The 23,619-nt window shown below is 72.1% G+C and carries 20 protein-coding genes, 1 other RNA gene and 1 pseudogene; 15 read left to right on the top strand and 7 right to left on the bottom strand.

Features of this window, described 5'->3' with window-relative positions; translation table 11 throughout:
• Positions 1–27: 27 nt before the first annotated feature.
• Together PUR53_RS46365 and PUR53_RS46360 are read left to right on the top strand one after the other, a co-directional pair.
• Positions 28–738 carry a hypothetical protein gene (locus tag PUR53_RS46365; protein WP_329901497.1) on the top strand — a complete coding sequence of 237 codons (711 nt, stop codon included), beginning with the start codon at positions 28–30 and terminating at the stop codon, positions 736–738.
• Between the two features lie 128 nt (positions 739–866).
• On the top strand, positions 867–3,035 hold the full coding sequence (locus PUR53_RS46360) for a restriction endonuclease (RefSeq protein WP_329912486.1): 2,169 nt from the start codon (positions 867–869) through the stop codon (positions 3,033–3,035).
• 35 nt (positions 3,036–3,070) lie between these two features.
• Here PUR53_RS46360 and PUR53_RS46355 read toward each other — a convergent pair whose 3' ends face one another.
• Entirely contained in the window at positions 3,071–3,745 is a 675-nt protein-coding gene (locus tag PUR53_RS46355; protein ID WP_329901495.1) for a class I SAM-dependent methyltransferase, read from the bottom strand.
• 235 nt (positions 3,746–3,980) lie between these two features.
• The gene (locus tag PUR53_RS46350) at positions 3,981–5,483 is read right to left on the bottom strand and encodes an MFS transporter (RefSeq protein ID WP_329901494.1); all 1,503 of its coding nucleotides are present in this window, start codon (positions 5,481–5,483) and stop codon (positions 3,981–3,983) included.
• Positions 5,484–5,700: 217 nt separating this feature from the next.
• Between PUR53_RS46350 and PUR53_RS46345 the strand changes: the two genes are divergently transcribed.
• The 5 genes from PUR53_RS46345 (at position 5,701) to PUR53_RS46325 (ending at position 10,545) form a co-directional block, all read left to right on the top strand.
• The gene (locus PUR53_RS46345; RefSeq protein WP_329901493.1) at positions 5,701–6,249 is read left to right on the top strand and encodes a SigE family RNA polymerase sigma factor; all 549 of its coding nucleotides are present in this window, start codon (positions 5,701–5,703) and stop codon (positions 6,247–6,249) included.
• Positions 6,246–7,259 carry a hypothetical protein gene (locus tag PUR53_RS46340; protein WP_329912485.1) on the top strand — a complete coding sequence of 338 codons (1,014 nt, stop codon included), beginning with the start codon at positions 6,246–6,248 and terminating at the stop codon, positions 7,257–7,259. The genes PUR53_RS46345 and PUR53_RS46340 overlap by 4 nt, the downstream gene beginning before the upstream one ends.
• A 238-nt stretch (positions 7,260–7,497) precedes the next feature.
• Positions 7,498–8,358: a MaoC/PaaZ C-terminal domain-containing protein gene (locus PUR53_RS46335; RefSeq protein WP_329912484.1), complete on the top strand. Its 861-nt coding sequence runs from the start codon at positions 7,498–7,500 to the stop codon at positions 8,356–8,358.
• A gap of 54 nt (positions 8,359–8,412) precedes the next feature.
• Complete coding sequence (locus PUR53_RS46330; protein WP_329912483.1) at positions 8,413–9,489, top strand: Zn-dependent alcohol dehydrogenase; 1,077 nt, start codon at positions 8,413–8,415, stop codon at positions 9,487–9,489.
• Between the two features lie 69 nt (positions 9,490–9,558).
• Positions 9,559–10,545: a 3-oxoacyl-ACP reductase gene (locus tag PUR53_RS46325; protein WP_329912482.1), complete on the top strand. Its 987-nt coding sequence runs from the start codon at positions 9,559–9,561 to the stop codon at positions 10,543–10,545.
• 384 nt (positions 10,546–10,929) lie between these two features.
• Here PUR53_RS46325 and PUR53_RS46320 read toward each other — a convergent pair whose 3' ends face one another.
• On the bottom strand, positions 10,930–12,426 hold the full coding sequence (locus PUR53_RS46320) for a hypothetical protein (protein ID WP_329912481.1): 1,497 nt from the start codon (positions 12,424–12,426) through the stop codon (positions 10,930–10,932).
• 194 nt (positions 12,427–12,620) lie between these two features.
• Here PUR53_RS46320 and PUR53_RS46315 point away from each other — a divergent pair, with 194 nt between their 5' ends.
• From PUR53_RS46315 to PUR53_RS46305, 3 genes are read left to right on the top strand one after another with little or no spacing between them, the layout of a single operon-like run.
• The gene (locus tag PUR53_RS46315) at positions 12,621–13,496 is read left to right on the top strand and encodes a Nif3-like dinuclear metal center hexameric protein (RefSeq protein ID WP_329901487.1); all 876 of its coding nucleotides are present in this window, start codon (positions 12,621–12,623) and stop codon (positions 13,494–13,496) included.
• Positions 13,493–14,236, top strand: a complete 744-nt coding sequence (locus tag PUR53_RS46310) for a zinc ribbon domain-containing protein (RefSeq protein WP_329912621.1) — start codon at positions 13,493–13,495, stop codon at positions 14,234–14,236. Before PUR53_RS46315 ends, PUR53_RS46310 begins: the two co-directional genes overlap by 4 nt.
• Positions 14,237–14,257: 21 nt before the next feature.
• Entirely contained in the window at positions 14,258–15,865 is a 1,608-nt protein-coding gene (locus PUR53_RS46305; protein WP_329912480.1) for a bifunctional RNase H/acid phosphatase, read from the top strand.
• Here PUR53_RS46305 and eda read toward each other — a convergent pair.
• Together eda and yaaA are read right to left on the bottom strand one after the other, a co-directional pair.
• Entirely contained in the window at positions 15,851–16,537 is a 687-nt protein-coding gene (eda, locus tag PUR53_RS46300) for a bifunctional 4-hydroxy-2-oxoglutarate aldolase/2-dehydro-3-deoxy-phosphogluconate aldolase (protein ID WP_329912479.1), read from the bottom strand. The genes PUR53_RS46305 and eda overlap by 15 nt on opposite strands.
• Positions 16,538–16,620: 83 nt before the next feature.
• Positions 16,621–17,403 (bottom strand): peroxide stress protein YaaA, encoded by a 783-nt coding sequence (yaaA, locus tag PUR53_RS46295; protein ID WP_329901484.1) that lies wholly within the window; start codon positions 17,401–17,403, stop codon positions 16,621–16,623.
• Between the two features lie 289 nt (positions 17,404–17,692).
• On the opposite strand from yaaA, the gene PUR53_RS46290 reads away from it, so the two are divergent.
• A complete protein-coding gene (locus PUR53_RS46290) occupies positions 17,693–19,234 on the top strand; it encodes an RNB domain-containing ribonuclease (RefSeq protein WP_329912478.1) in 1,542 nt (513 codons plus the stop codon).
• On the opposite strand, the gene PUR53_RS46285 is transcribed toward PUR53_RS46290, so the two are convergent.
• Positions 19,185–19,781, bottom strand: a complete 597-nt coding sequence (locus tag PUR53_RS46285; protein WP_329912477.1) for a hypothetical protein — start codon at positions 19,779–19,781, stop codon at positions 19,185–19,187. The two genes, PUR53_RS46290 and PUR53_RS46285, sit on opposite strands and share 50 nt — an antisense overlap.
• Before the next feature lie 71 nt (positions 19,782–19,852).
• Positions 19,853–20,638 carry a MerR family transcriptional regulator gene (locus tag PUR53_RS46280; protein ID WP_329912476.1) on the bottom strand — a complete coding sequence of 262 codons (786 nt, stop codon included), beginning with the start codon at positions 20,636–20,638 and terminating at the stop codon, positions 19,853–19,855.
• A 175-nt stretch (positions 20,639–20,813) separates the two neighbouring features.
• Between PUR53_RS46280 and PUR53_RS46275 the strand changes: the two genes are divergently transcribed.
• The 4 genes and pseudogenes from PUR53_RS46275 (at position 20,814) to rnpB (ending at position 23,609) form a co-directional block, all read left to right on the top strand.
• The gene (locus PUR53_RS46275) at positions 20,814–21,383 is read left to right on the top strand and encodes a Uma2 family endonuclease (RefSeq protein ID WP_329912620.1); all 570 of its coding nucleotides are present in this window, start codon (positions 20,814–20,816) and stop codon (positions 21,381–21,383) included.
• Between the two features lie 68 nt (positions 21,384–21,451).
• On the top strand, positions 21,452–22,276 hold the full coding sequence (locus tag PUR53_RS46270) for a helix-turn-helix domain-containing protein (protein ID WP_329912475.1): 825 nt from the start codon (positions 21,452–21,454) through the stop codon (positions 22,274–22,276).
• A gap of 19 nt (positions 22,277–22,295) precedes the next feature.
• Positions 22,296–23,075 (top strand): annotated as a pseudogene (locus PUR53_RS48455) (DMT family transporter); the annotation flags it as partial.
• A 127-nt stretch (positions 23,076–23,202) separates the two neighbouring features.
• Positions 23,203–23,609: RNase P RNA component class A (gene rnpB, locus PUR53_RS46260), an RNA gene on the top strand.
• Positions 23,610–23,619 lie beyond the last annotated feature (10 nt).

Raw genomic sequence — 23,619 nt, 5'->3', positions numbered from 1 at the left:
CGGCCGTCGGCAGGTCAGAGTACGGGGATGATCGAGGTGGTGATCGCGGTCCTCGGGGCCGTGGTGGGGGCTTCGGCGCTCGTCGTGAGTATCGCCGGGCACCGTCACAACGTCCGCCAGGCCGCCCGGCTGGCCGAGCGGGAGCGCCGCATCGAGGACCGGGAACGCGAGGCGGACCAGCGGGAGAAGCTGATCCAGTCGTCGATGCTGCACGTCACCATGGGCAGCAGCCCCTCGGTGCTCGCGGACGGCTACGCGCGGTGGCACCTCGAAGCGGTCAACACCAGCAACCAGCCGCTCGTCCAGGTCGCCGTCCACTACGACGGCGTACGCCTCGACGGCCGCGAGATCCTTCCGGCCGGCGGTCGGCTCACCGTCGACCTCCCCATGACCTCCGCCACCGGTTCACCGCCCTCGCCGCTGCTCAGCTCCGTCGAGTTCACCGACTCCTCCGGCAGCCGCTGGCGCCGTCTGGCCACCGGACAACTCCAGCCATGGGCGGCGTCCGGCACCGGCGACGGGACGGACTGGCAGCCGCCCGTCGCGCCCATCGTCGGGCCCCTGCCGGTCCCCCTGCTCAGCGGCAACCCCGCCGGCGGCGCCCACTCGCCGCGCCAGGCCACCCCGCCGCCCCCGCCGCCCCGTCCCCTCCCGACAGGGGCGTACCGGGCGGCGGTCGTCGCGGTGATCGTGGTCGTGACGGCGGCCGCCTACCTGCTCGTCCGGTACCTGGGCTGAGCGGCCGATCAGCGGCTGACCAGCGGTAGGCGTGCGCGCCGTCGCGGGATAAAGTCGTGCGATTACGTCCGGTTGTGGGGGCGGGGCCTCGCGGGCGGTCGGGGCCCCGGTGGGAGGGCCTGTAGCGCATGAGTCGTCGCTCCAACGGGTTGGCCGGGATCTGGGCCGAGGCACAACGCCAGCAGCAGCGTCAGTCGGAGGAGCGGGCCCGCCAGCAGCGTGAGTACGAGCGACAACAGCGCGCGTACCAGCGGGAGGTGGCCCGCAGCCAACGGGAGCAGCAGGTGGCGTACCGGCAGCAGCGCGAGGCGGAGGCGCGGCGGCGTACGGAGGAACTGGACGCGCGGGTACGGGCCTTGGAGGGCTTGTTGGTCGCGGGCTGCCGAGCCCCGGCGTTCCGGGCCGCCTCCCTCTCCCGTTCCGAGCGCCTGGAGCCGTTCTCACCGGGACCGCTCGGCCGGCCCGTGCCCATGCCGGACCCCAACCACTACCAGGCACAGGGCGGTTGGGGCGCCCAGCGGCGCGCCCAGGCCGAGGCACGCGCCCGGTTCGAGCACGACTGGCACGCGGCGCAGGCCGCCGAGGCCCGCCGACAGCAGCAACTGGCCCAGTACCAGCGGCAGTACGAGCAATGGGTGGAAGGACAGCGGACCGAGATCCGTCGGCACAACGCCGGACTCGCCCAGATGGCGAGCGCCCTGCGCGACGGCGACCCGGAAGCCGCCGTCGACTACTTCTCCGCCGCCCTCTACGCCTCGCCGGCCTGGCCCGAGGGCTTTCCCCGCGGTGTCCGCGCCGCCTACGACCCGGCGGCACGGCAACTGGTCCTGGACTGGGAACTGCCCCGCTACGACGTCGTCCCCGAGACGAAGACCGTCGTCTACATGCCGAGCGTCGACCAGGACAAGGAGCGCCCGCGCCCCATCACCCAGCGGCGGGCCCTCTACCGCGACGTCCTCGCGCAGTGCACCCTGCTGGTGCTCCACGACCTGTTCGCCGCCGACGAGTTCGGCGCGCTGGAGTCGGTCGTCCTCAACGGGTTCGTGGACGACCACGACCCGGTGACCGGGCGCCGCGCCGAGCTCTTCCTGGTGACCGTCACGGTGCCCCGGCCGGTCTTCGCCGGGCTTCACCTGGAGCAGGTGAGCGCCGTCGACTGCCTGACGGACGGCCTCCGGGGCCACCTGTCCGCGCGACCGGACCAGCGCACCCCCGTCCGCCCCGGACGCAGGCCCGACGACGTCGGCGACGGTGTCGTCATCCACGGCGGCGAGGACGAGCCCGACCTCCTGGCCATGGACCCCCTCGCCTTCGAGGCACTGGTCGCGCAGCTCTTCCGGGCCATGGGCATGCAGGCCGTCACCACCCAGCGTTCGGGCGACGGCGGGGTGGACGTCGACGCCCTGGACCCCACCCCGATCCGCGGCGGCAAGATCGTCGTCCAGGTCAAGCGCTACCGCAACACCGTCCCGCCGTCCGCCGTGCGTGACCTCTACGGCACGGTCCAGGACGCCGGGGCCAACAAGGGCGTCCTGGTGACGACGTCCAAGTTCGGGCCCGGCTCCCACACCTTCGCCAACGGCAAACCACTGGAGCTGATCTCCGGTCGCGAACTCGTCGACCTGCTCCACCGGCACGGGCTGCGGGGGCGCCTGGGCACCGACGAGCGCCCCGCGCCGGTGTCGTCGACCGATCCCACGGTGGTGCTGCCGATGGCCGATCCCACGGTGGTGATGCCCACGGCCGATCCCACCGTGGTGATGCCTGCCCAGCGGACCGGCGCACCCCCGTCCGCCCCGGACCCGTCACCCGAGGATCACAGCGTGCTCGGCATGTACTGGACGGGCGGCGTCGCCCTGGACGTCTGCGCGCTCGTCTGCCACGGCAACCGGGTCCTCAGCGACGACCACTTCGTGTTCTACAACAACCACCGCACCCCCGACGGCACGGTCCGCGCCGTCCCGCCGACCGCACCCGACAAGGCCGCGATCCTGGTCTCGTTCGACGCGCTGCCCGCGGAGGCCGACCGTCTCGTCCTGGTGGCCGCGATCGACCCGGCGGCCAACCCCGACGCAGACCTCTCCGGCTTCACCGACGCCGGCATCCGCCTCCTGGACCCGTCCCGCGCCGAACAGGGCCGCCTAGACGTCTCCGACGGCCGCGCCGCCGAAACGGCCCTGACCCTCGGCTCCTTCCGCCGCCGCGCCAACGGCGACTGGGACTTCGTCGTCGGGGGGAAGGGGTACCGGGGCGGGTTGGAGGAACTGGTGCAGGACTACGGCATAGAGGTGGCGTAGCCGGGCCCCGCCCCTGTGCCTCAGCTAGCTGTGCCTCAGCTACCTGTGCCCGTCCGCCGCAGCACCCGCAGGGAGTCCGTGGCCGAGACCTCCGTGAAGTCGCCGGAGGCCAGGGCGCGGAGGTAGACGCGATACGGGGCCTGGCCGGTGAACTCGTCCTCGGGGTCGGGGAAGACGTCGTGGATGACGAGGAGACCGTCCGGGGCGATGTGCGGGGCCCAGCCCTCGTAGTCGGCGGTGGCGTGCTCGTCGGTGTGACCGCCGTCGATGAACACGAAGGCCAGGGGGGTGCCCCAGAACGCGGCGACCTGCGGGGAACGGCCGACGACCGCGACGACGTGGTCCTCCAGGCCGGCGCGGTGGAGGGTGCGGCGGAAGGTGGGGAGCGTGTCCATACGGCCGACCTCGGGGTCGACGGTGGACTCGTCGTGGTACTCCCAGCCCGGCTGCTGCTCCTCGCTGCCCCGGTGGTGGTCGACCGTGATCGCCGTGACCCCCGCCTCGCGGGCGGCGTCCGCCAGCAGGATCGTCGACCGGCCGCAGTACGTCCCCACTTCCAGCAACGGCAGCCCCAGCCGCCCCGCCTCGACCGCCGCGGCGTACAACGCCAGCCCTTCCTTCAGCGGCATGAACCCCTTGGCCCCCTCGAAGGCGCGGAGGATCTCCGGCTTGGGCGCCGACGGGGGAGTGGGGTGCGATGCCGCGGACATGGGTCCTCCGTGTGGTCGTACGGCGTGGGGGCGCCCCATGTTGTCATGCGGGTGATCGGCGGGTGCGGGTCCGGTGGGGCTTCTCGCGCAGTTCCCCGCGCCCCTGAAAAGCAGGGGCTACGCCCCATGCTTTTCAGGCCCGCGAGCCCCTGGTCTTTCAGGCCCGCAGGGCCTGATCTTTTAGGGGCGCGGGGAACTGCGCGACCAGCCCCCACCGGACCCGCAGATGCCCGCCCTAACGAGAGGCGAGGACGACCTGGCCCTCCCCGGAGACCGCGTCCGCCTCCCCGGCCCCACCCTCACCGCTCGCCCGCAGCGTCAGCGCAGGCCGCCGGCCCGGCAGGAAGAGGGCCAGCACGAGGCCGACAGCGACCGCGCCCGTGGCGATGACAAAGGAGACGCGGAAGCCGTGCATCGTGGGGATCGCAACCCCACCCACCTCGTTCGCGGTGTTCGCCAGCACCATCCCGATCACGGCGCTCGACATGGACGTACCGATGGACCGCATGAGCGTGTTGAGCCCGTTGGCCGCCCCCGTCTCGGACGGATCGACCGCACCGATGATCAGCGCCGGGAGCGAGGAGTAGGCGAGGCCGATACCCGCGCCCAGCACCACCGACACCACCACGGTCTGCCACGCCGCGCTCATCAGGCCGAGCCCGGCCCCGTAGCCGATCGCGATGATCAGCAGGCCCAGGATGAGCGTGCTCTTCGGCCCGTACTTGGCGGAGATCCGGGCGTAGACCGGCGCGGTGAACATCATCGTCAGCCCGAGCGGGGCCACGCACAGACCCGCGACGACCATCGACTGCCCGAGCCCGTACCCGGTGGCGGAGGGCAGTTGCAGGAGCTGCGGCAGGACGAGGGAGACGACGTAGAAGGAGACGCCGACCATGATCGAGGCGAGGTTGGTGAGGAGGACCTCGCGGCGGGCGGTGGTCCGCAGATCCACCAGCGGGGCGGCGATACGCAGCTCCAGAACACCCCAGAGCAGCAGGACCACGGCCGACGCGGCGAACAGCCCGAGCGTGGTCGTGGAGGTCCAGCCCCAGTCGCTGCCCTTGGTGATCGGCAGGAGGAAGAGGACGAGGCCGAGGGAGAGACCGAACGCGCCGACGTAGTCGAAGCTGCCCTCCGCACGCGTCTTCGTCTCCGGTACGGCGACGAGGGTGAGGACGATGGAGAGCACCCCGAGACCGGCGGCGGCGAAGAAGAGGACGTGCCAGTCGGTGTTCTGGGCGACCGCGGCGGCCAACGGCAGCGCGAGTCCGCCGCCGACGCCTATGGACGAGCTCATCAGGGCCATGGCGGAGGCGAGGCGTTCACGGGGCAGTTCGTCGCGCATCAGGCCGATGCCCAGCGGGATCGCGCCCATGGCGACGCCCTGGAGGGTACGGCCGACGATCATCGGAACGAGCGCGCTGGTGAAACCGCTGATCAGTGCCCCGACCACCATCACGGCCAGGCTGGCGAGCAGCATCCGGCGCTTGCCGTAGAGGTCGCCGAGACGGCCCATGATCGGCGTGGCCACGGCACCGGAGAGGAGGGTCGAGGTCAGTACCCAGGTCGCGTTGCCGGCCGAGGTGTCCAGCAGCTGGGGGAGATCCTTGATCACCGGGACCAGCAGGGTCTGCATCACCGCGACCACGATCCCCGCGAAGGCCAGCACCGGGACGATCGCTCCGCCGGCGCGCGTGGTGGGGCCCTCGAGGGTCGGCGGTGTGTGCGGCTGTGTCATGGAGCGGGGCCTCCTGGCCGGGGTAAAGGTGTGTGCCATCTGAACCTCGTGCGCCTGGGCAACTATTCCGTTGTTTCGGGTGACTAATGAAAGTTTGACTTGCTCATGGGGAAGTGACGGGGCATCAGGGCGGGGCGCGGGGGCACGGAATCTTCTCGCGGGTCGAGGCAACGGATCCGTGCCCTCATGGACTGTTAAAAGCATCTAGGAGGTGCTCATGGGGGATCGCAAGCAGGCCAGGGACGCTCGGGACGAAGGGTTCCAGAGCTTCCTCGTCGGCCGCTGGCCTCGGCTGATGCGGACGGCGTTCCTGCTCACGGGAGAGCGGCACGCCGCGGAGGACCTGGTCCAGACGACGCTGGAGCAGGTGTACGTGGCCTGGCGCCGCGTCGGTGCGACGGACGACCCGGACACCTACGTCCGGCGCGTGATGATCAACGCCCACGCGCGCAGGCATCGCAGACGCCTCAAGGAGTTCCTCGCGCCCCGGAGCGACGCGGACCTCGTGCCCGAGCTCCCCGACAGCGGTGACCGCATCGCCCAGGCCGACGACCGCAGTGCCCTGCTGAGGGCCCTGTCGCAACTGCCGCCGCGCCAGCGCGAAGCCGTGGTCCTTCGCTATTGGGAGGACCTCAGTGAGAGCCGGACGGCCGAGGCGATGGGTTGTTCCGTGGGGACGGTGAAGAGCAACGCGTCGAAGGGCTTGGCGAAGCTCCGTGCCATACCGGGACTGATCGAGATGGCGACGCAGGGGAGCCGGACGTGAGGGACGCGGCGGGTGCGGGGCGCACGGACGGCGGCGCGGGTGGCACGGATCGTTGGGACGGGAAGGCGAAGCAGCGGATGAAGCACGGTGAGGGCGTGGGCGGCGGCAGCATGGGCGGCGACGGAACGCGCGGTGGCGGCACGGGCGGCGACGGCCTGCACGGTGACGGGATGGACGGCGGCCTCACCCCCCACGATCTGACGTACGCCACCCCCGTCGAGAGAGACATCGCCCTGCTCCTCGCGGACGCGGCCCGTGAGGTCGAGGTCGGCATAGCTCCCTATCAGGCGGTCGTACGGGGTGGCAGGCGCCGTAGAGCCCGTCGCTGGGCGGTGGCCGCCGCCGCGGCGGTGGTGATCGCGGGCGCCACGGGCACGTTCGCGCTGGCCGGGGCGCCGGGCGGTGGTGACGGCGGGGGCCGCGTGGTGCCGGCGGCGACCCCGGCGACTCCCGAGGCGCGCAAGATGCACGAACCCTGGCGGAGCACGCTGGCCGAGGGGCGGGACCAGGGCACGGTCTGGCGGGTGGCGATAGACGTCTGGGATGCGCCGAGAGGCCAGGCGGAGGCCGCCGAGCAACTCGCCGCGGCAGGCCTCTTCGGGGACGTGCCGACAGGTGTGGACGACGCCGCCGACCTCGTGGGCAAGAGCTGGCACTTCGTTCATCTGACCGTGGGCGAGGACAGGACGGACACGGTGCTCGACGGCGAGGCGGACCTGTTCTCCGGCACGGATCTGGAGGTGTTCGCGACGGCCCTGCCCACCGGCGACAAGGGCGGAGGTGACGCCTCGAAGCGCCTGGTCATCGGCCAGGTCGCCCCCGACGCCCAGGAAGTGCGCGTCACCTGGTCCGACGGCACCTTCGTCGACGTGGAGCGGAACAGGGACGACGGCTGGCACGCGGACCTGCGCAACCCCCGCATCGTCCACCCGAAGGGCGCCCGTGCGAGCTGGTTCGTGGCACTGGCACCGGAAGGGGTCGCATACGAGTCGGCGAAGGTGACGGGGTGAGCCCCACTCCCCTTTCCCTCTCCCGTCTGTCCCTCTCCTCCGGACTGCATCTGACGTACTGTCAGGAGCCTTCACATGTGCACGAGGCTGGGCTATACAGAGGGTCGCCGGACTGGAACGCGTTCTAGGTGGGCGGGTTCCGGGTCGGCCGTGACGACCTCGGTGCGGCCGCTGGTGCGGACGGTCGTACCGAGGTTCCTCAGCCCACGCCACCCGCCCCGGACCGCCCAGGAGCCCCATGCCCATCGACGCAGCCAAGGCGCTCGCGGCAGACCCCCGTTCCGCCGAGATCGCGTGGACCCGGAAGGATGTCCTGCTCTACCACCTCGGTATCGGCGCGGGCACCCCCGCGACCGACCCCGACGAACTGCGCTACACACTGGAGTCGCGACTGCACGTCCTGCCGAGCTTCGCGACCGTCGCAGGTGCCGGCTCGCCGGATGTGATCGGCGGGCTGAACGCACCCGGTGTCGACGTCGACCTCGCCAAGGTCCTGCACGGCGGCCAACGCGTCGAGCTCCGACGGCCGATCCCGGTCGAGGGGCGGGCGACGGCGACCTCACGCGTGGCGGCGGTGTACGACAAGGGCAAGGCGGCCGTCCTGGTGATGCGGACCGAGGTCGCCGACGCCGAGGGCCCGCTGTGGGTCAACGAGGCGCAGATCTTCGTACGAGGAGAGGGCGGCTGGGGCGGGGAGCGCGGCCCGTCCGCCCGGCAGGAACCGCCGACGACCGCGCCCGACAAGGAGGTGGAGCGGACCGTCCGCGAGGACCAGGCGCTGCTCTACCGCCTCTCCGGCGACTGGAACCCCCTGCACGCCGACCCGGAGTTCGCGGGGCGCGCCGGGTTCGACCGGCCGATCCTGCACGGGCTGTGCACCTACGGGATGACGTTGAAGGCCGTGGTGGACACGGTCCTCGGCGGGGACGTCGGCCGGGTCCGCTCGTACGGGACGCGCTTCGCGGGCGTCGTCTTCCCGGGCGAGACGCTCCGCATCCGGATGTGGCGGACGGACGACCGGACGGTACGGGTGACGGTGACCGCCGTCGAGCGGGACGACGCCCCGGTCCTCGCGGACACGCTCGTCGACCACGCATGAGCAGCGAATCAGCGGATCACGGGTACTTCTGATATTTCCGAGGGGAGCCGCACCATGCGCGCAGCCGTACTGCACGAGATCGGCCAGGACAAGCTGGACGTGCTCGACGACGTCGAGGCGGTGGGCTTCGGGCCGGGCAGGGTGAGGATCCGGGTGCGGGCCACCGGGCTGTGCCACTCGGACCTGTCCGCCATGGCCGGGGTGCTGCCGCAGCCCGGACCGTTCGTCCCCGGCCACGAGGGCGCCGGTGAGATCGTCGAAGTCGGGGATGGAGTGGGCCACTTGAAGCCCGGCGACCGCGTCGTCGTGTGCTGGCTCCCGGCCTGCGGCACCTGTCCCGCCTGCAAGCGCGGCCAGACCCACCTCTGCCTCGCCGGATTCCTGAACGCGGGCACGCCCAACTTCAAGCGGCCCGCCGGGGACGTCTTCGGCTTCGCGGGAACCGGTACGTTCGCCGAGGAGGTCGTCGTCGACGCGGGCTGTGCCGTGCCGATACCGGACGACGTGCCCTTCGACATCGCCGCCCTCATCGGCTGCGGCGTCACGACCGGGCTCGGCGCCGCTCTCAACACCGCCGATGTGGAGGCCGGTTCGTCGGTCACGGTCATCGGCTGCGGCGGTGTCGGCATCTCGGCGATCCAGGGGGCCCGGCTCAAGGGCGCCGCCGAGATCGTCGCCGTCGACCCGGTCGTCTCACGACGCGAGGCGGCGCTCAAGTTCGGTGCCACCAAGGCGATCTCGCCGGAGGAGCTGGCCGACGTCAAGCAGTCGGTCACCGGCGGCGAGGGATTCGACTACGTCTTCGAGGTCGTCGGACGCTCCACCACGGCCCGCACCGCCTACGAGGCCACCCGGCGCGGCGGCACCCTCGTCGTGGTCGGCGCGGGCGCGCTGGACGACTTCCTCCAACTCAGCATGTTCGAGCTGTTCTTCGACGAGAAGCGCATCCTGCCCTCCATGTACGGCGGCGGAGACGTCCTGCGTTCCTACGAGCGGGCCATCGCCCTCTGGCGCGCCGGCCGTATCGACCTCGCGGGGCTGATCACCCACCGGGTGCCGCTCACCGACATCAACGAGGCGCTGGACCAGATGCGGACGGGCGTGGCGCTCCGCACCTGTATAGAGATCTGACGGTTCCCGGAGCGCGACATCATGCCTCCGGCTCGCGAGTGAATCGGCTTCGGCGGAAGGGACTCGGCTGTGGCACTGCCCCTTGAAGGACTGTCCGCGATCGTCACCGGCGCGGGGCGTGGGCTCGGCCGGGCCGAGGCGCTGGAACTGGCCCGCCTGGGCGCGGCCGTCATCGTCAACGACTACGGCCGACCGGGGCGGGACGGTTCCGGTGAGGTGTCCACCGGGCCCGCCGAGGAGGTCGCGGAGTCGATCCGTGCGGCCGGCGGTCAGGCGGTGGCGCACATCGGGGACGTCGCCGACCATGAACAGGCCCGGGAGCTGGTCGCGTTGGCGGTCGCCCGGTTCGGCAAGCTCGACATCCTCGTCAACAACGCGGGCATCCTCCGCGACCGGATGGTCTTCTCCATGTCCGAGGACGAGTGGGACTCGGTCGTCCGGGTGCACCTCAAGGGGCATTTCAACACGATCCGGTTCGCCTCCGCCCACTGGCGGGCACGGGCGAAGGCGGGCGAGGGCGGGGGGCGGGTCTACGGGCGGGTGGTGAACACCTCCTCCGAGGCATTCCTCGCCGGGTCAGCGGGGCAGCCCAACTACGCCGCCGCGAAGGGCGGGATCGTAGGGCTGACCACCTCCACGGCCCTCGCGCTCGCCAAGTACGGGGTCACCGCGAACGTCATCTGTCCGCGCGCCCGCACCCGGATGACCGAGGACGTCTTCGCGGGCCTTCCGGGGGCGCCCGACGGCGCCGACACCGGCCTCGACCCCCTCGCCCCCGAACACGTCGCCCCCCTCGTGGGCTACCTCGTCTCGCCCGCCGCCGCACAGGTCAACGGCCAGCTCCTCGTCGTCCACGGCGGCATGGTGGCGATCGTCGAACGCCCGCGTGTGCAGGCCAAGTTCGACACCAAGCAGGACGCGTTCACGTATGACGAACTGGACGGCCTGCTGACGTCCTATTACATGGACCGGCCGGAGGGCGAGACGTTCGCGGCGGCGGAGGTACTGGGGCTGCGACATGAGCCGGGGAACGGGGCCGGCCCCGCCCGTTCGTGACGGGCGGGGCCGGTGCCATGGTGCTGGTCGCCTCCGGTGTCGAATTGACGTTTCTCCAGAGGTGACCAGGCAGGACTTCCGTCGCCGTTCAGGCTGACGTCGTCCTCTCCGTGTGTTCGGCCGGCTTGCGGTGGCGTCCGCGAGGGCTCGTCTTCTCGGCTTCGTGGGCCGAGATCTGGCCCCGGTGCCTGCCGTGGCCTTCCGCCTCGTGGGGGTCGGCAGTGGGCGGCTGGGTTGTGTGCACGTCGCTCATTGGAAGTGTTCCCCGTCGAATGATCTTCTTACCGGCGGGTGATTTTAACGGGCCGCCCCGCTCGCCCCGAAGCCGCCCGAGCGCGTGTCGCCCGCGTCGCGTCCACTTGGTCCGCGGCCCCCACAACCCCTTCACCCGACGGTCACCTCCTCGGGCACTCGCCCCTCCAACGGCGCCTGCTGCAACGGCACGGGCCGGGCGACGACGGGCACGGACGGCCCCGCACCGACCGGCTCCGCGCCGACCGGGGGCGCGCCGACCGACTGCGTATCGACCGGTGGTGCGTCGACCGGCGGTGCGTCGACGGACATGGCTCCCGACGGGTCGGCACCCGAGGTTCCGGCGCCCAATGGTCCCGTCCCCTCCCCGACTCCCTTCCCGGCCGCCACCCCGGCCCCCTCCCGGGACCGGGACTCCTCCGGACCTTCCTCCGGCTCCTCCGCCCAAGGCACCCCGACCCGAGCCACCCCGCACGGCACCACCCCTGTGGCGTACGGCAGCTGCAGCACGCCCTCTCGGCTCCACAGTCCGGCGCCCGCCAACCAGCCGTCGGGCGCGGGCAGATGGAGGATGCGGCGGGCGGACGGGCGCCAGACGCCGACCCAGCTGCCGCGCGGGCCGTCGACGCGCAACGCGACCGCGCAGCTCTCGGGAGTGAGGATCTGCCCCGGCTGGATGGCGAAGGGGGTGATGCGATGGCCTTCGGGTGCTCGCAGGCACTCCGGGAAACGGACCGGGAGCGTACTGCCCAACACGCCCCAGCCGAGCCGGTCGTGGCCGGGGGAGGGGGCGTCCGAGCGGATCAGGAGCAGTCCGCTGTCGGGGTCGGCGAGCAGCACCCGGTCGTTGCTGTCGTCCGCGATCTGTAACAGCGGTGAGACCGCGCCGCCCTGCTCCAGATCGACGGCCACCGACTTCGTCCGGCCGCCCGACTCCTGGTCCAGGGCGAGCAGCCGGCCCGTCGCGTCCAGCCAGACGCCGCCCGAGCACCGGCCCGGCAGCTGTGCCAGCAGCTCCGGCCCGAACGTTCCGCCTGCCACCAGCCACACCGCCGTAGCCGTCCGGCTGAGGGCGAGGGCGTACGCCCGCTCCCCGCACGGCGAGGGCGGCAGCAGCCGCATCCGGGTCGTCGGGTCGGCGCATTCGACCGCGCCGAGCGGGAGTTCGCCGGTGCCGGGTCCGGTGGGATAGAGGAGCGAGAACAGGTGCAGGTGGGCGGCCACCCGGTGGATGAGGACCCGGCCGTCGGTCATGGGGAGCACTTCGGTGCCGGGCTCCTCCGGCTGGTTGCCGGGCAGGGGGACGGCGTACGGCTCGTGGCCGTCGAGGGTCCAGCGCTCGGGGAACCAGGACTCGCCGTCGAGCGCGAGCCGCGCCGCGTACGTCCCGTCGGCGGTGATCACACAGCCGGGCGCCGGGGGCTCGTCGCCTCCAGCGCCTCCGCCCGGACCGCCGCCTCTGCCGTCGTACCGGTCGTACCTGTCGTACGCGTCGTACTCACCACTCTCACCGCTCTCACCGTGATCGCCGCGATCCGCGCTTGGCGGGTCGGCGTTCGTTCCGTCCTTCTCCCGTCCCGCGTCGTTCCCGTGGCCCGTGGTGGGGGAGGGGGGTGTACAGGCCGTCATCGTTCGATCACCTCCGGCGACGAAGCTAGTTTTCGTACGCACAGACGTGGGACAACCCGCACCCCCTTCACACATAAGGGTGTTCGTCCGGCGATTCGCCTGAGGGAACGGCGACGGATGTGCTGGTCGGGGGGCGGCCGGTCAAGTGACCCGTGGCCGGTCGGGGACGGGAGGAGTGCAGGTAGCCTTTGTGCGTGCCCCGTCTGTCTGAAGTCATCGCCGCGCTCGACGCCCTCTGGCCGCCCGAGAGGGCCGAGGGGTGGGACGCGGTCGGCACGGTCTGCGGCGATCCCGACCAGGAGGTCGGCCGCGTCCTGTTCGCCGTCGACCCGGTCCAGGAGATCGTCGAGGAAGCGGTGAAGCTGGGCGCCGACCTGCTGGTGACCCACCACCCCCTCTATCTGCGCGGTACGACGACGGTCGCGGCCTCCACCTTCAAGGGCCGCGTCGTGCACACCCTCATCAAGCACGACATCGCGCTGCACGTCGCCCACACCAACGCCGACACCGCCGACCCGGGTGTCAGCGATGCCCTCGCCGGCGCGCTGGACCTCCGGGTCGTCGGCCCCCTCGTACCGGACCCCGCCGACCCCGCCGGGCGGCGCGGTCTCGGCCGCGTCTGCGAGCTGGACCACCCGTTGACCGTGCGGGAACTGGCCGCGCGGGCCGCCGAGCGGCTGCCCGCCACCGCGCAGGGCATCCGGGTCGCCGGCGACCCCGAGGCGCTCGTCCGCACGGTCGCCGTCAGCGGCGGCTCCGGCGACAGCCTCTTCGACGACGTACGCGCGGCCGGTGTCGACGCCTTCCTCACCGCGGACCTGCGCCACCACCCGGCGTCCGAGGCCGTGGCCCGCACCACGGAAGCCGCCCACACACCTCTCGCGCTGCTCGACGCGGCGCACTGGGCCACCGAGTGGCCCTGGTGCGAGCTGGCGGCCGCCCAGCTCGACGAGATCTCCGACCGGGAGCGATGGGACCTGCGCGTCCACGTCTCCAAGACGGTCACCGACCCCTGGACCGCCCACGCGGCGTCCACCACCGCCACCGAATCACTGGGAGCCCCCAACTGAACGCCGCGCCCGCCGACCAGATCCGACTCCTCGACGTCCAGGCCCTCGACGTACGTCTCCAGCAGCTCGCGCACAAGCGCAGGTCGCTGCCCGAGCACGCCGAGATCGAGTCGCTGACGAAGGACCACACCCAGCTGCGCGACCTGCTCGTGGCCGCGCAGACCGAGGAGAGCGACACCGCCCGCGAGCAGACCAAGGCCGAGCAGGACGTGGACCAGGTGCGTCAGCGCGCCGTCCGCGACCAGCAGCGCATGGACTCGGGTGCGATCACCTCCCCGAAGGACCTGGAGAACCTGCAGCGCGAGATCGCCTCGCTCGCCAAGCGGCAGGGCGACCTGGAGGACATCGTCCTGGAGGTCATGGAGCGCCGTGAGTCCGCGCAGGAGCGGGTCGCCGAGCTGACCGAGCGGGTCGGCGCGGTCCAGGGGAAGGTCGACGACGCGACCGCCCGCCGGGACGCCGCGTTCGAGGAGATCGACGGCGAGGTGGCGACGGTGACGAAGGAGCGCGAGGTCATCGCGGCTTCGGTCCCCGCGGACCTCCTCAAGCTCTACGACAAGCTGCGCGACCAGCAGGGCGGCATCGGCGCGGCCAAGCTGTACCAGCGCACCTGCCAGGGCTGCCGCCAGGAGCTGTCGATCACCGACTTCAACGACGTCCGCAAGGCCGCCGCCGACACGGTCGTCCGCTGCGAGAACTGTGGCCGCATCCTGGTTCGTACGTCCGAGTCGGGCCTCTAAGGACGGCGAGGGGCTTTCGGCGTGCGGGAGTTCATCGTCGAGGCCGACGGGGGTTCCCGGGGCAACCCGGGGCCCGCGGGCTACGGTTCCGTCGTCCTCGACGCGGTGACGGGCGAGACGTTGGTGGAGGCCGCCGAGTACATCGGGGTCGCCACGAACAACGTCGCCGAGTACCGGGGCCTCATCGCGGGCCTCAAGGCGGCGCGGGAGCTGGACCCGGAGGCCTCCGTCCGGGTCCGGATGGACTCCAAGCTCGTCGTCGAGCAGATGTCGGGCCGCTGGAAGATCAAGCACCCCGACATGAAGCCCCTGGCCGCCGAGGCCGGGCGGGTTCTCCCGCCCGGGCGCGTGACGTACGAGTGGATGCCCCGCGACCAGAACAAGCACGCCGACCGCCTCGCCAACGAGGCGATGGACGCGGGCAAGCGGGGCGAACAGTGGTCGGCCGCCACGTCCACGGCGGACCTGGACACCCGCGCGACCCGGTCCACCACGACTGCCGCGACCGCCGCATCTGCCGAGCCTGAGCCGTCGGGCCCGCCCGGGGACGCGGCGGCGGGCGCGGCGAGGGCGAGGGCTGCGCTGGCGGGGGCGCGGGGGAAGACGGGGCGCGGACCTGGCTCGGGAGCGGATAGGCAGGCTTCGGCGGGGGGTGCGGCTTCGGTGGACGAGTCGGCTTCGGCCGGTCTTTCTGGCGCTGCCTCTGCCTCTGCCTCTGCCTCTGCCGACGCCGAGTCGGCTTCCGGTGCCGCCCCCTCGCTGGGCGCCTCCCCATCGGCCCCCGCAGCTTCGCCTGATCCCGTCGCTCCCGTCGCTCCCGTCGCTCCCGTCGCTTCCGGCGCTTCCGGCGGCAGCCGGTCCGCAGCGGCCGAGGACACAGCAGGAGCCGCGACCGCCGCCACGGGCGCGAGCCAGGCGGCCGCCAGGACTGGCGCCGACTCCGCTGCCAAGACCGCCGCCGACCTCCGCGCCGTCAGAAACGTCGCCTCCGCCGCCCCCGATCTCGGTACCCCCGCCACCTTCGTGCTGCTGCGTCACGGTGAGACGCCCCTCACCCCACAGAAGCGGTTCTCGGGGAGCGGGGGGTCGGACCCGTCCCTCTCCGATGTCGGCCGGTATCAGGCAGAGCGGGTCGCCGCGGCCCTCGCCGCTCGTGGGACGATCCAGGAGGTCGTGTCGTCGCCACTGGCCCGCTGCCGGGAGACCGCCGGGATCGTGGCGGCCCGACTGGGCCTGAAGGTGGTTGTGGAGGACGGGCTGCGGGAGACGGACTTCGGCGCGTGGGAGGGCCTGAGCTTCGGCGAGGTGCGGGAACGCTACCCGGACGACATGAACGCCTGGCTGGCCTCCCCGGACGCCGAACCCACCGGCGGCGGCGAGAGCTTCGCGGCCGTCGCCCAGCGCGTCGCCGCCACCAGGGACGACCTGGTCGCGGCGTACCGGGGCCGCACGGTCCTGCTCGTCACGCACGTCACCCCGATCAAGACCCTCGTACGCCTCGCCCTCGGCGCACCCCCGGAGTCCCTGTTCCGCATGGAACTCTCCGCGGCCTCCCTGTCGGCCCTGGCGTACTACGCCGACGGCAACGCCACCCTCCGCCTCCTCAACGACACGTCACACCTGCGCTGAACCACGGTCACGCAGCCCCGCCGCCTCCCGCGCCAGCCCCTCGATCCGCGCCCAGTCCCGCGCGGCCACGGCCTCGGGCGGCAGCATCCACGTGCCGCCCACACAACCGACGTTGGGGAGGGCGAGGTACTCCGGCGCGTTGAGCGGCCCGACCCCACCGGTCGGACAGAACCGCGCCTGCGGCAGCGGCCCGGCGAGCGACTTCAGATACGCGGTACCGCCCGCCGCGTCGGCCGGGAAGAACTTCATCTCCCGCACGCCGCGTTCCAGGAGCGCCACGACCTCCGACGCGGTCGACACCCCCGGCAGGAACGGCACCCCGGACGCCCGCATCGCCCGCAGCAGCATGTCCGTCCACCCCGGGCTGACCAGGAAGCGCCCGCCCGCCGCGACGGAGTCGGTCACCTGTGTGGGCGTGATGACGGTACCCACGCCGACCACCGCGCCCGGCACCTCCGCCGAGATGGCCCGTACGGCGTCCAGCGCGCCCGGCGTCCGCAGGGTCACCTCGATCGCCGGCAACCCGCCCGCGACCAGCGCCCGCGCGAGCGGCACGGCGTCGGCGGGATCGTCGACGACGACCACGGGCAGGACGGGCGCCAGGTCGAGGACAGAGCGGTGCGAGGACAGGACCGAGGGCGGGGGAGGGGGTGGGGGCGGCAACGAGGACATGCCGTCATCCTGCCCGGGGTGCACAGCATGCACAACGAGTGTTGCGCATGCTGCAATGCCGCCGGATCGGCGGTGGCGGTCGGTCAGTGGACCTCGTCCACCAGCACATCCAAAGTCCACGCCCGCCCGGCGCCTGCCGCAGGCTCCACCTCCACCACGTACCCGATGTCCCGCAACGCCTCCACCAGCTCGGCCGGGTCTTTGGGGGCGATCCCGGCGGACAGCAGGCTCCGCACGATGCGGCCCTTGGTGGCCTTGTTGAAGTGGCTGACCACCTTCCGCGTGGGCGCGTGCAGCACCCGTACGGTCGCGGTCCGCCCGGCGACCTCGCCCTTCGGCTTCCACGCCGCCGTGTACGCGGAGGACCGCAGGTCGAGGACGAGCCCGTCACCGGCGGCCTCGGGCAGTGCCGTCGCCATCGGGGTACGCCAGTGCGTGCCGAGCGCCCCGAGGCCGGGCAGCTTCACGCCCATCGAGCAACGGTAGGAGGGGATCCGGTCCGTCACCCGGACCGCGCCCCACAGCCCCGAGAAGACCAGCAGCGAACGCGCCGCCCGCTGCTTCGCTGCGGTCTCCAGGGTGGCCAGGTCGAGGGCGTCGTACAGCACACCCGTGTAGACCTGCCCGGCCGGCCGCGTCCCCGCCGTCAGCAGCTCCGCGTTCTTGGCGACCTCACCGCGCAGCCCCTCGCTCAGCCCGAGCACCTCACGTGCCTTGTCCTCGTCGCCGGCGCACAACTCCACCAGCTCACCGATGACCGCCTCCCGCGCCCCGGTGAGCGCCGGCAGCGACAACCCCTCCAGCTTCAGGGGAGCGCCACCCGAGGAGGGTGCCTTGCCTTCGGACGGGGGCAGCAGGACGAGCACGGGTACTCCTTGTTCTCGGGGCTCCGCGACAGCGTACGGGGTGCGGGACCGACCGCCGGCGCCCCGGCCGCCTACCGTGCGGACGACGCCTGCCGCGGGGGTTGCCATCTGCCGACGTGAAGCAGCCGCGGCCGGGAAAGACCTGCCGTCGGGAAGCAACCCGACTGGGAAACACCTGCCGTCGTGAAGCACCCCGGCGCCGGGAAGGCTGCACTCGGGATGCCGCCCGGCGTCGGGAAGCACCTGCCGTCGGGATGCCACCCGGCCCACCCCGCCCTACGCTCGTCCTATGCCCCGCCGCCATCTACGCGGCAAGGGCGCCCCCGAGGCTCCCCTGCGGGCGGCCCTGCGCGCACTCCGCGCGGAACTCGATGTCCCCGGCGCCTTCCCCCTCCAGGTCCTCGTCGAGGCCGAGCACGCCGCGAAATCACCGCGCCTGCCGTCGTACGACGCCACGGACCTCCCCCTCTTCACCATCGACCCGCCCACCGCCACCGACCTCGACCAGGCGATGCACCTGTCACGCAGACCGGGCTCGGGCTCGGCCTCGGGTACGGGTCCGGGGACCGGCGGCTACCGCGTCCGCTACGCCATCGCCGACGTCGCCGCCTTCGTCACCCCCGGTGGCGCACTCGACGCCGAGGCCCACCGCCGGGTGACGACGCTCTACTTCCCCGACGACAAGGTCCCCCTGCACCCCGCCTGCCTCTCCGAGGGCGCCGCCAGCCTGCTGCCCGGCCACCCCTGCCCGGCGGTCCTGTGGACCCTGGACCTGGACGCGGACGGCCGTACCGAGACCGTCGACGTCCGCCGGGCCCTGGTCCGCAGCCGGGCCAAACTGAGCTACGCCGACGCACAGAAGAAGATCGACGAGGGCACCGCGGAGGAACCCCTCGCCCTGCTCCGGGAGATCGGCCGGCTGCGCGAGCACCTGGAGGTCGAACGCGGCGGAATCTCCCTCGGCATCCCCGAACAGGAGATCGTCGAGCACGCCGCCCCCGCCGACCGAGCCGCAGCCGCGGCCCTCGCCGACACCACTGTTCACCAGGTTGCCGATGTCACCTACGAGCTGACGTACCGCGCCCCGCTCCCCGCCGAACGCTGGAACGCCCAGATCTCCCTCCTCACCGGCATGGCCGCGGCCGACCTGATGCTGGCCCACGGCACCGGCGTCCTGCGCACGCTCCCGGCCGCCCCGGACGGCGCGGTGGGCCGCCTCCGTCGTACGGCCGACGCCCTGCGCATCGACTGGCCGCACCACGTCTCGTACGCGCACCTCGTCCGCTCCCTCGACCCGCACGACCCCCGTCACGCGGCCTTCCTCCTGGAGTGCACGACCCTGCTGCGCGGCGCGCACTACACACCCTTCCGCGACGGCGACCTCCCCGACATCACCACGCACTCCGCCGTCGCCGCCCCCTACGCCCACTGCACGGCCCCTTTGCGCCGCCTCGTCGACCGCTACTCCTCCGAGATCTGCCTCGCGGCGGCAGCCGGCACCCCCACCCCCGACTGGGTCCTGGCCGCCTTCGAGGCCCTCCCCGACGAGATGGCCGAGGGCACCCGCCGGGCCGGCCGCGTGGAGCGCGAGTGCGTGGACCTCGTCGAGGCGGCGCTGCTGAAGGACCGGGTCGGGGAGGTGTTCGAGGGATACGTGGTGGACGTGGAGGAAGGGCAACCAGCCGTCGGCACCGTGCAGTTGGAGTCCCCCGCGGTCATCGGCCGATTGACGGGAACCCCCGGCGACCGGCTGCCGCTGGGGGAGCGGCTGCGGGTACGGCTCACGCAGGCCGAGCCGGGAGCGGCGAAGGTGCGGTTCGCTCAGGTCTGAACTCTTCCACGCTGCGCACGAGTTGATCGGAATCGTCGGCGTGGAAGCGCACCAGGCGTACCTCCCTGCGACGACCGAAGAAGGTCAAGTAGGAGACGGGAGCGTCCAGTTCGACTGTGACGGTGGTCTGTGACCCGACCTCCAGGTTCAGCTCCCCGTCCCGTCTCTCGTGCGTCGTACGCAGCTCGCGACGGACGGAGGCGATGGCGCCCAGCGGGACGCACAGATCCACGGTGGCGAAGCGCCGCAGCCGCAGGGTGGTCCCGGTGAGGACGTGGGGGCGGGTCACGGAGGCGGCGTGGAGCCCGGCGACGATGAGGATCGTATAGAGGTCGAGGACGAGGAACACCGAGTGCACGAGCGGAAAATCGCGCAGCAGGACGGACATGGTCACGGTCTCGACGACACACACGAACCCGAACCCGAACATCATGGCGCCCTGTCCCCGCGTGTACCCGTACGCCCGTGCACCCTCCTCCCCGACCCCGTGCGGCCGCCGCACCGCCCAACGCAACAGGCTTGCCAGCAACAGGAGTTCATGGCGCACGAGGGAGCGGGCGACCCTACAGGCCCGACACGCCCTATAGGCGCTACCTCTCCTACTGGTCCCGATCGTCCTCACGGGCGGTCCTCCCTCAGTATCCGGAGCGTGCGGCGGATGGCCTCCGCCTGGGCAGGGGCGAAGTCGGCGTAGAAGGCGCGCAGGAAGCTGCCGGTGCCGCCGTCGCCCCCGCTGTTGTCGAGATCGATGCCGGCGCCCTGTGGGACCATCTCCGGCGGGATGAGGCCGGCCAGGACGCGGGCGGCCTCCGCCACCCGGGGGTCGTTTGGCTCGGCGTCGGCGAGCGCGTCGAGCAGCGCGTACGCCTCGTGCGCCCGCTCCACCGCACCCGGAACCGACATCATGCTCTCCAGCCCCGCGAGCATCTCCGCCCGTACCTCGGGTGTCGCGGTGGTCTCCAGGAGGGCGAACACCTCACGGTCCTTGGCGGCCATCGGAGAGTGCGGCGCGTGCCCGAACTTCCCGAAGAGGGCGGCGAGTTCAGGTGAAACAGGCCCCTCGGCCGGCAACCGCCCGGCACGCGCTTCCCCCATCAGGACGCGCAACCGCCCCCGCCGCGCCCGGATCTCGTCCTCCTGCCGGGCCAAATCCTCGTCCAACTCGCCCAGCACCTCGACGAGTTCACGACCGGCGTCGTCCGCGAGCACGTCCCGTACCTCGGCCAGTCCGAGCCCCAGCTCCGTCAGCCGCCGGATCCGCGCGAGCACGACCGCGTGCCGCAACGTGTAGTCCCGATACCCGTTGGCCCGCCGGTCCGGCTCCGGCAGCAGCCCGAGATGGTGGTAGTGCCGCACGGCACGCGGCGTGACACCGACGGCCGCGGCGAGTTCTCCGATCCGCATACGACCAGTAGAAACGTTGACGCTGCGGCAGGGTCAAGCCTCGGGCCGGGTGACTGACGGTGACCGGGATCATGTGCCACGATCGAGGGAACGGTTCCCGATCTCAGGGCCAGGTGATCAGCCGATGTCCCAGTCTGGCGAGCGACCGAAGAAGGAGGGGCGTGACATGACTGCCATGGCCCACGAGCCGCTCTCGCAGGAAGACGTCCTGCTGGAGGGCTTCCTCGCCCTGGACACCCCGGAGGGATTCCGGGCGGAGCTGATCGAGGGGGAGATCGTTGTGACGCCGCCGCCGGACGGGGATCACGAGGACTACATCGAGCTGATCGTGCAGCAGGTTTACAGGCGGTCCCGCACCGACATGCAGTTCTCCGGGAACAAGGGGTTGAAGCTGGGGAAAGCGGAGGGGTGTCCGAAGGACCACCTGATCCCGGACGGCACGTTCGCTCCCCGGACCCTGCGTCTCTACCGGGGCGCGGAACCATGGATGCCCTGCCAGGGCGGCTCCATGGTTCTGGAGGTGACCTCCACCAGGCCCAAGGCCGACCGTGAGGTCAAGCGCCACTGCTACGCCCGCGGCGGTATCCCCCTCTACCTGCTCATCGACCGCGACACGTCCGAGGCGACCCTCCTCGGCGATCCGCGAGGAGACGACTACCGCCAGCGCTGCACCGTCCCCTTCGGTAAACCGCTCACCCTCCCCGAACCCTTCGCCTTCGACCTGGAGACCTCCGACTTTCTCTGACTCGACCCTGTCCCCGCCGGGCGTAGCCTGAAGACCGGCGGGGGCGAAGTGGAGCGGGGGCGGCAGCGGTGAGCACACACGGCGAGACTCGCTGGACCCGCACCACCCTCGGCCGCCCCGACCACCCCTTGGACCTCCTCACCGCCCGCTTCGCCCGCCACCGCTACGCCCCGCACACCCACGAGGAATTCAGCATCGGCATCTGTGTCCAGGGCGCCTCGTGCATCGACTACCGGGGCGGCGCCCTCACGGTGGGGGAGGGCTCGATCGTCGTCCTGGCCCCCGGCGAGGTCCACACCGGCGAATCGGCATTCGGCACCTACGCCTACCGCGCCCTCTACCCGGCCCCCGCTCTCCTCGCCGACGGCCTCCTCGGCGGCACCCCGCACTTCCGCGACCCCCTCCTGCACGATCCCGAACTCGCCGCCGCCCTGCGCACCGCCCACACCGAGCTGAGCACCTGCCCCGACCCCCTGGAGTCCGAGTCCCGCCTCCCCTGGCTGCTCACGGCCCTGGCCCGCAGGCACTCGACGTCCCGCCTCACCTCCGACAGACTCCCCGGCGCCGGCACGATCGCCCTCGCCGTACGCGACCGCCTGGCGGACGAACTCCTCTCCCCGCCCTCCCTCGCCGACCTGGCCACCGACCTGGGGCTCTCCCGCTACCAGCTCCTGCGAGCCTTCCGTACGACGATGGGCATGCCCCCGTACGCGTGGCTGGCCCAGCACCGGGTGAGCCGGGCCCGAGGCCTGCTGGAGGCGGGCGCCCGCCCGGCGGACGTGGCGGGGCAGGTGGGGTTCGCGGACCAGGCGCACATGACGCGCTGGTTCAGGAAGGTGCTGGGGGTCACCCCGGCGGCGTACCGCAACAGCGTTCAAGACGCACACCGCTGACCTGCCCGAGACTCACCGCATGACTGCACGCGGCTGGTTCCTCTTCTCCCTGATGGGAGTCCTCTGGGGCATCCCCTACCTGATGATCAAAGTGGCTGTGGACGAGGTCTCCCCGTCCACGGTGGTCTTCGTACGCTGTGCCCTGGGCGCGGCCCTCCTGCTCCCGTTCGCCATCCGCCAGGGAGACCTGACCCGCGTAGTCCGACAGCACTGGCGCCCGATGCTGGCCTTCGCCGTGATCGAGGTCATCGGCCCCTGGTGGACCCTGACCGACGCGGAACGCCACCTCTCCAGCTCCACGGCCGGCCTCCTGATCGCGGGCGTCCCGATCGTGAGCGTGCTGCTTGCCCGCTTCTTCGGCGACGCGGAACGGCTGGGAGCCCGCCGGATGACGGGCCTGGCCCTGGGCCTGGGAGGCGTGGCGGTCCTCACGGTCCCCCACCTCACCGGCGGAAACGTCCTCTCCCTCACCGAGGTCCTGATCACGGTGATCGGCTACGCGACCGCTCCCCTGATCATGGCCCGCCATCTGAAGCAGGTCCCGACGCTCCAGCTGATAGCCCCGGTGCTGCTCCTGGCTGCGCTGGTCTACGCCCCCGCGGCGTCCCTGACCCGCCCGTCCACCCTCCCGTCGACCCCGGCCCTGATCTCCCTGGCCGCCCTGGGAGTGATCTGCACGGCCCTGGCCTTCGTGGCGTTCCTGGAGCTGATCAGGGAGGTGGGCCCGACCCGGGCGACGGTCTTCACGTACGTCAACCCGGCGGTGGCGGTGGCGGCGGGAGCCCTGTTCCTGGACGAGCGCCTCACCCCCGCGATCGCCGTCTCCTTCGCCCTGATCCTGGCGGGCTCGTTCCTGGCCACGGCGTCACCGAGGCCATCGGGACCGAGGAGCGGCGGGCGCCCGGTAGCATGGTCCACACGGCAGACGAGCCGGGCGGACGGCCGCGTGGAGTCCCCCTAGGGGGCTTCCCGAGGAACGTCCGGGCTCCACAGGGCAGGGTGGTGGCTAACGGCCACCCGGGGTGACCCGCGGGACAGTGCCACAGAAAACAAACCGCCGGGGACCTCGGTCCTCGGTAAGGGTGAAACGGTGGTGTAAGAGACCACCAGTGCCCAGGGTGACCTGGGCAGCTAGGTAAACCCCACCCGGAGCAAGGTCAAGAGGGGCCGCCGTAAAAAGCGACCCTGCGCGGACGTTCGAGGGCTGCCCGCCCGAGTCCGCGGGTAGACCGCACGAGGCCGACGGCAACGCCGGCCCTAGATGGATGGCCGTCTCCCCGGCCGCCGCGAGGCAGTCGGGTGACAGAACCCGGCGTACAGCCCGACTCGTCTGCCGCTGCCTG

It is taken from the genome of Streptomyces sp. SP18BB07, from assembly GCF_036322545.1.
GTDB classification, from domain to species: Bacteria; Actinomycetota; Actinomycetes; order Streptomycetales; family Streptomycetaceae; genus Streptomyces; species Streptomyces deccanensis.
The sequence above is the reverse complement of the archived record's forward strand: the minus strand, read 5'-3'. Positions and strand labels throughout refer to the sequence as shown.

Bases quoted from the DNA above. Each gene is read 5' to 3' on its own strand.
- PUR53_RS46290 (WP_329912478.1), top strand. From the start codon at position 17,693: ATGCCCCGCCGCCATCTACGCGGCAAGGGCGCCCCCGAGGCTCCCCTG.
- PUR53_RS46330 (WP_329912483.1), top strand. From the start codon at position 8,413: ATGCGCGCAGCCGTACTGCACGAGATCGGCCAGGACAAGCTGGACGTG.
- PUR53_RS46275 (WP_329912620.1), top strand. From the start codon at position 20,814: ATGGCCCACGAGCCGCTCTCGCAGGAAGACGTCCTGCTGGAGGGCTTC.
- PUR53_RS46280 (WP_329912476.1), bottom strand. From the start codon at position 20,638: ATGCGGATCGGAGAACTCGCCGCGGCCGTCGGTGTCACGCCGCGTGCC.
- PUR53_RS46335 (WP_329912484.1), top strand. From the start codon at position 7,498: ATGCCCATCGACGCAGCCAAGGCGCTCGCGGCAGACCCCCGTTCCGCC.
- PUR53_RS46360 (WP_329912486.1), top strand. From the start codon at position 867: ATGAGTCGTCGCTCCAACGGGTTGGCCGGGATCTGGGCCGAGGCACAA.
- PUR53_RS46350 (WP_329901494.1), bottom strand. From the start codon at position 5,483: ATGACACAGCCGCACACACCGCCGACCCTCGAGGGCCCCACCACGCGC.
- PUR53_RS46320 (WP_329912481.1), bottom strand. From the start codon at position 12,426: ATGACGGCCTGTACACCCCCCTCCCCCACCACGGGCCACGGGAACGAC.
- PUR53_RS46355 (WP_329901495.1), bottom strand. From the start codon at position 3,745: ATGTCCGCGGCATCGCACCCCACTCCCCCGTCGGCGCCCAAGCCGGAG.
- eda (WP_329912479.1), bottom strand. From the start codon at position 16,537: ATGTCCTCGTTGCCGCCCCCACCCCCTCCCCCGCCCTCGGTCCTGTCC.
- PUR53_RS46345 (WP_329901493.1), top strand. From the start codon at position 5,701: ATGGGGGATCGCAAGCAGGCCAGGGACGCTCGGGACGAAGGGTTCCAG.
- PUR53_RS46365 (WP_329901497.1), top strand. From the start codon at position 28: ATGATCGAGGTGGTGATCGCGGTCCTCGGGGCCGTGGTGGGGGCTTCG.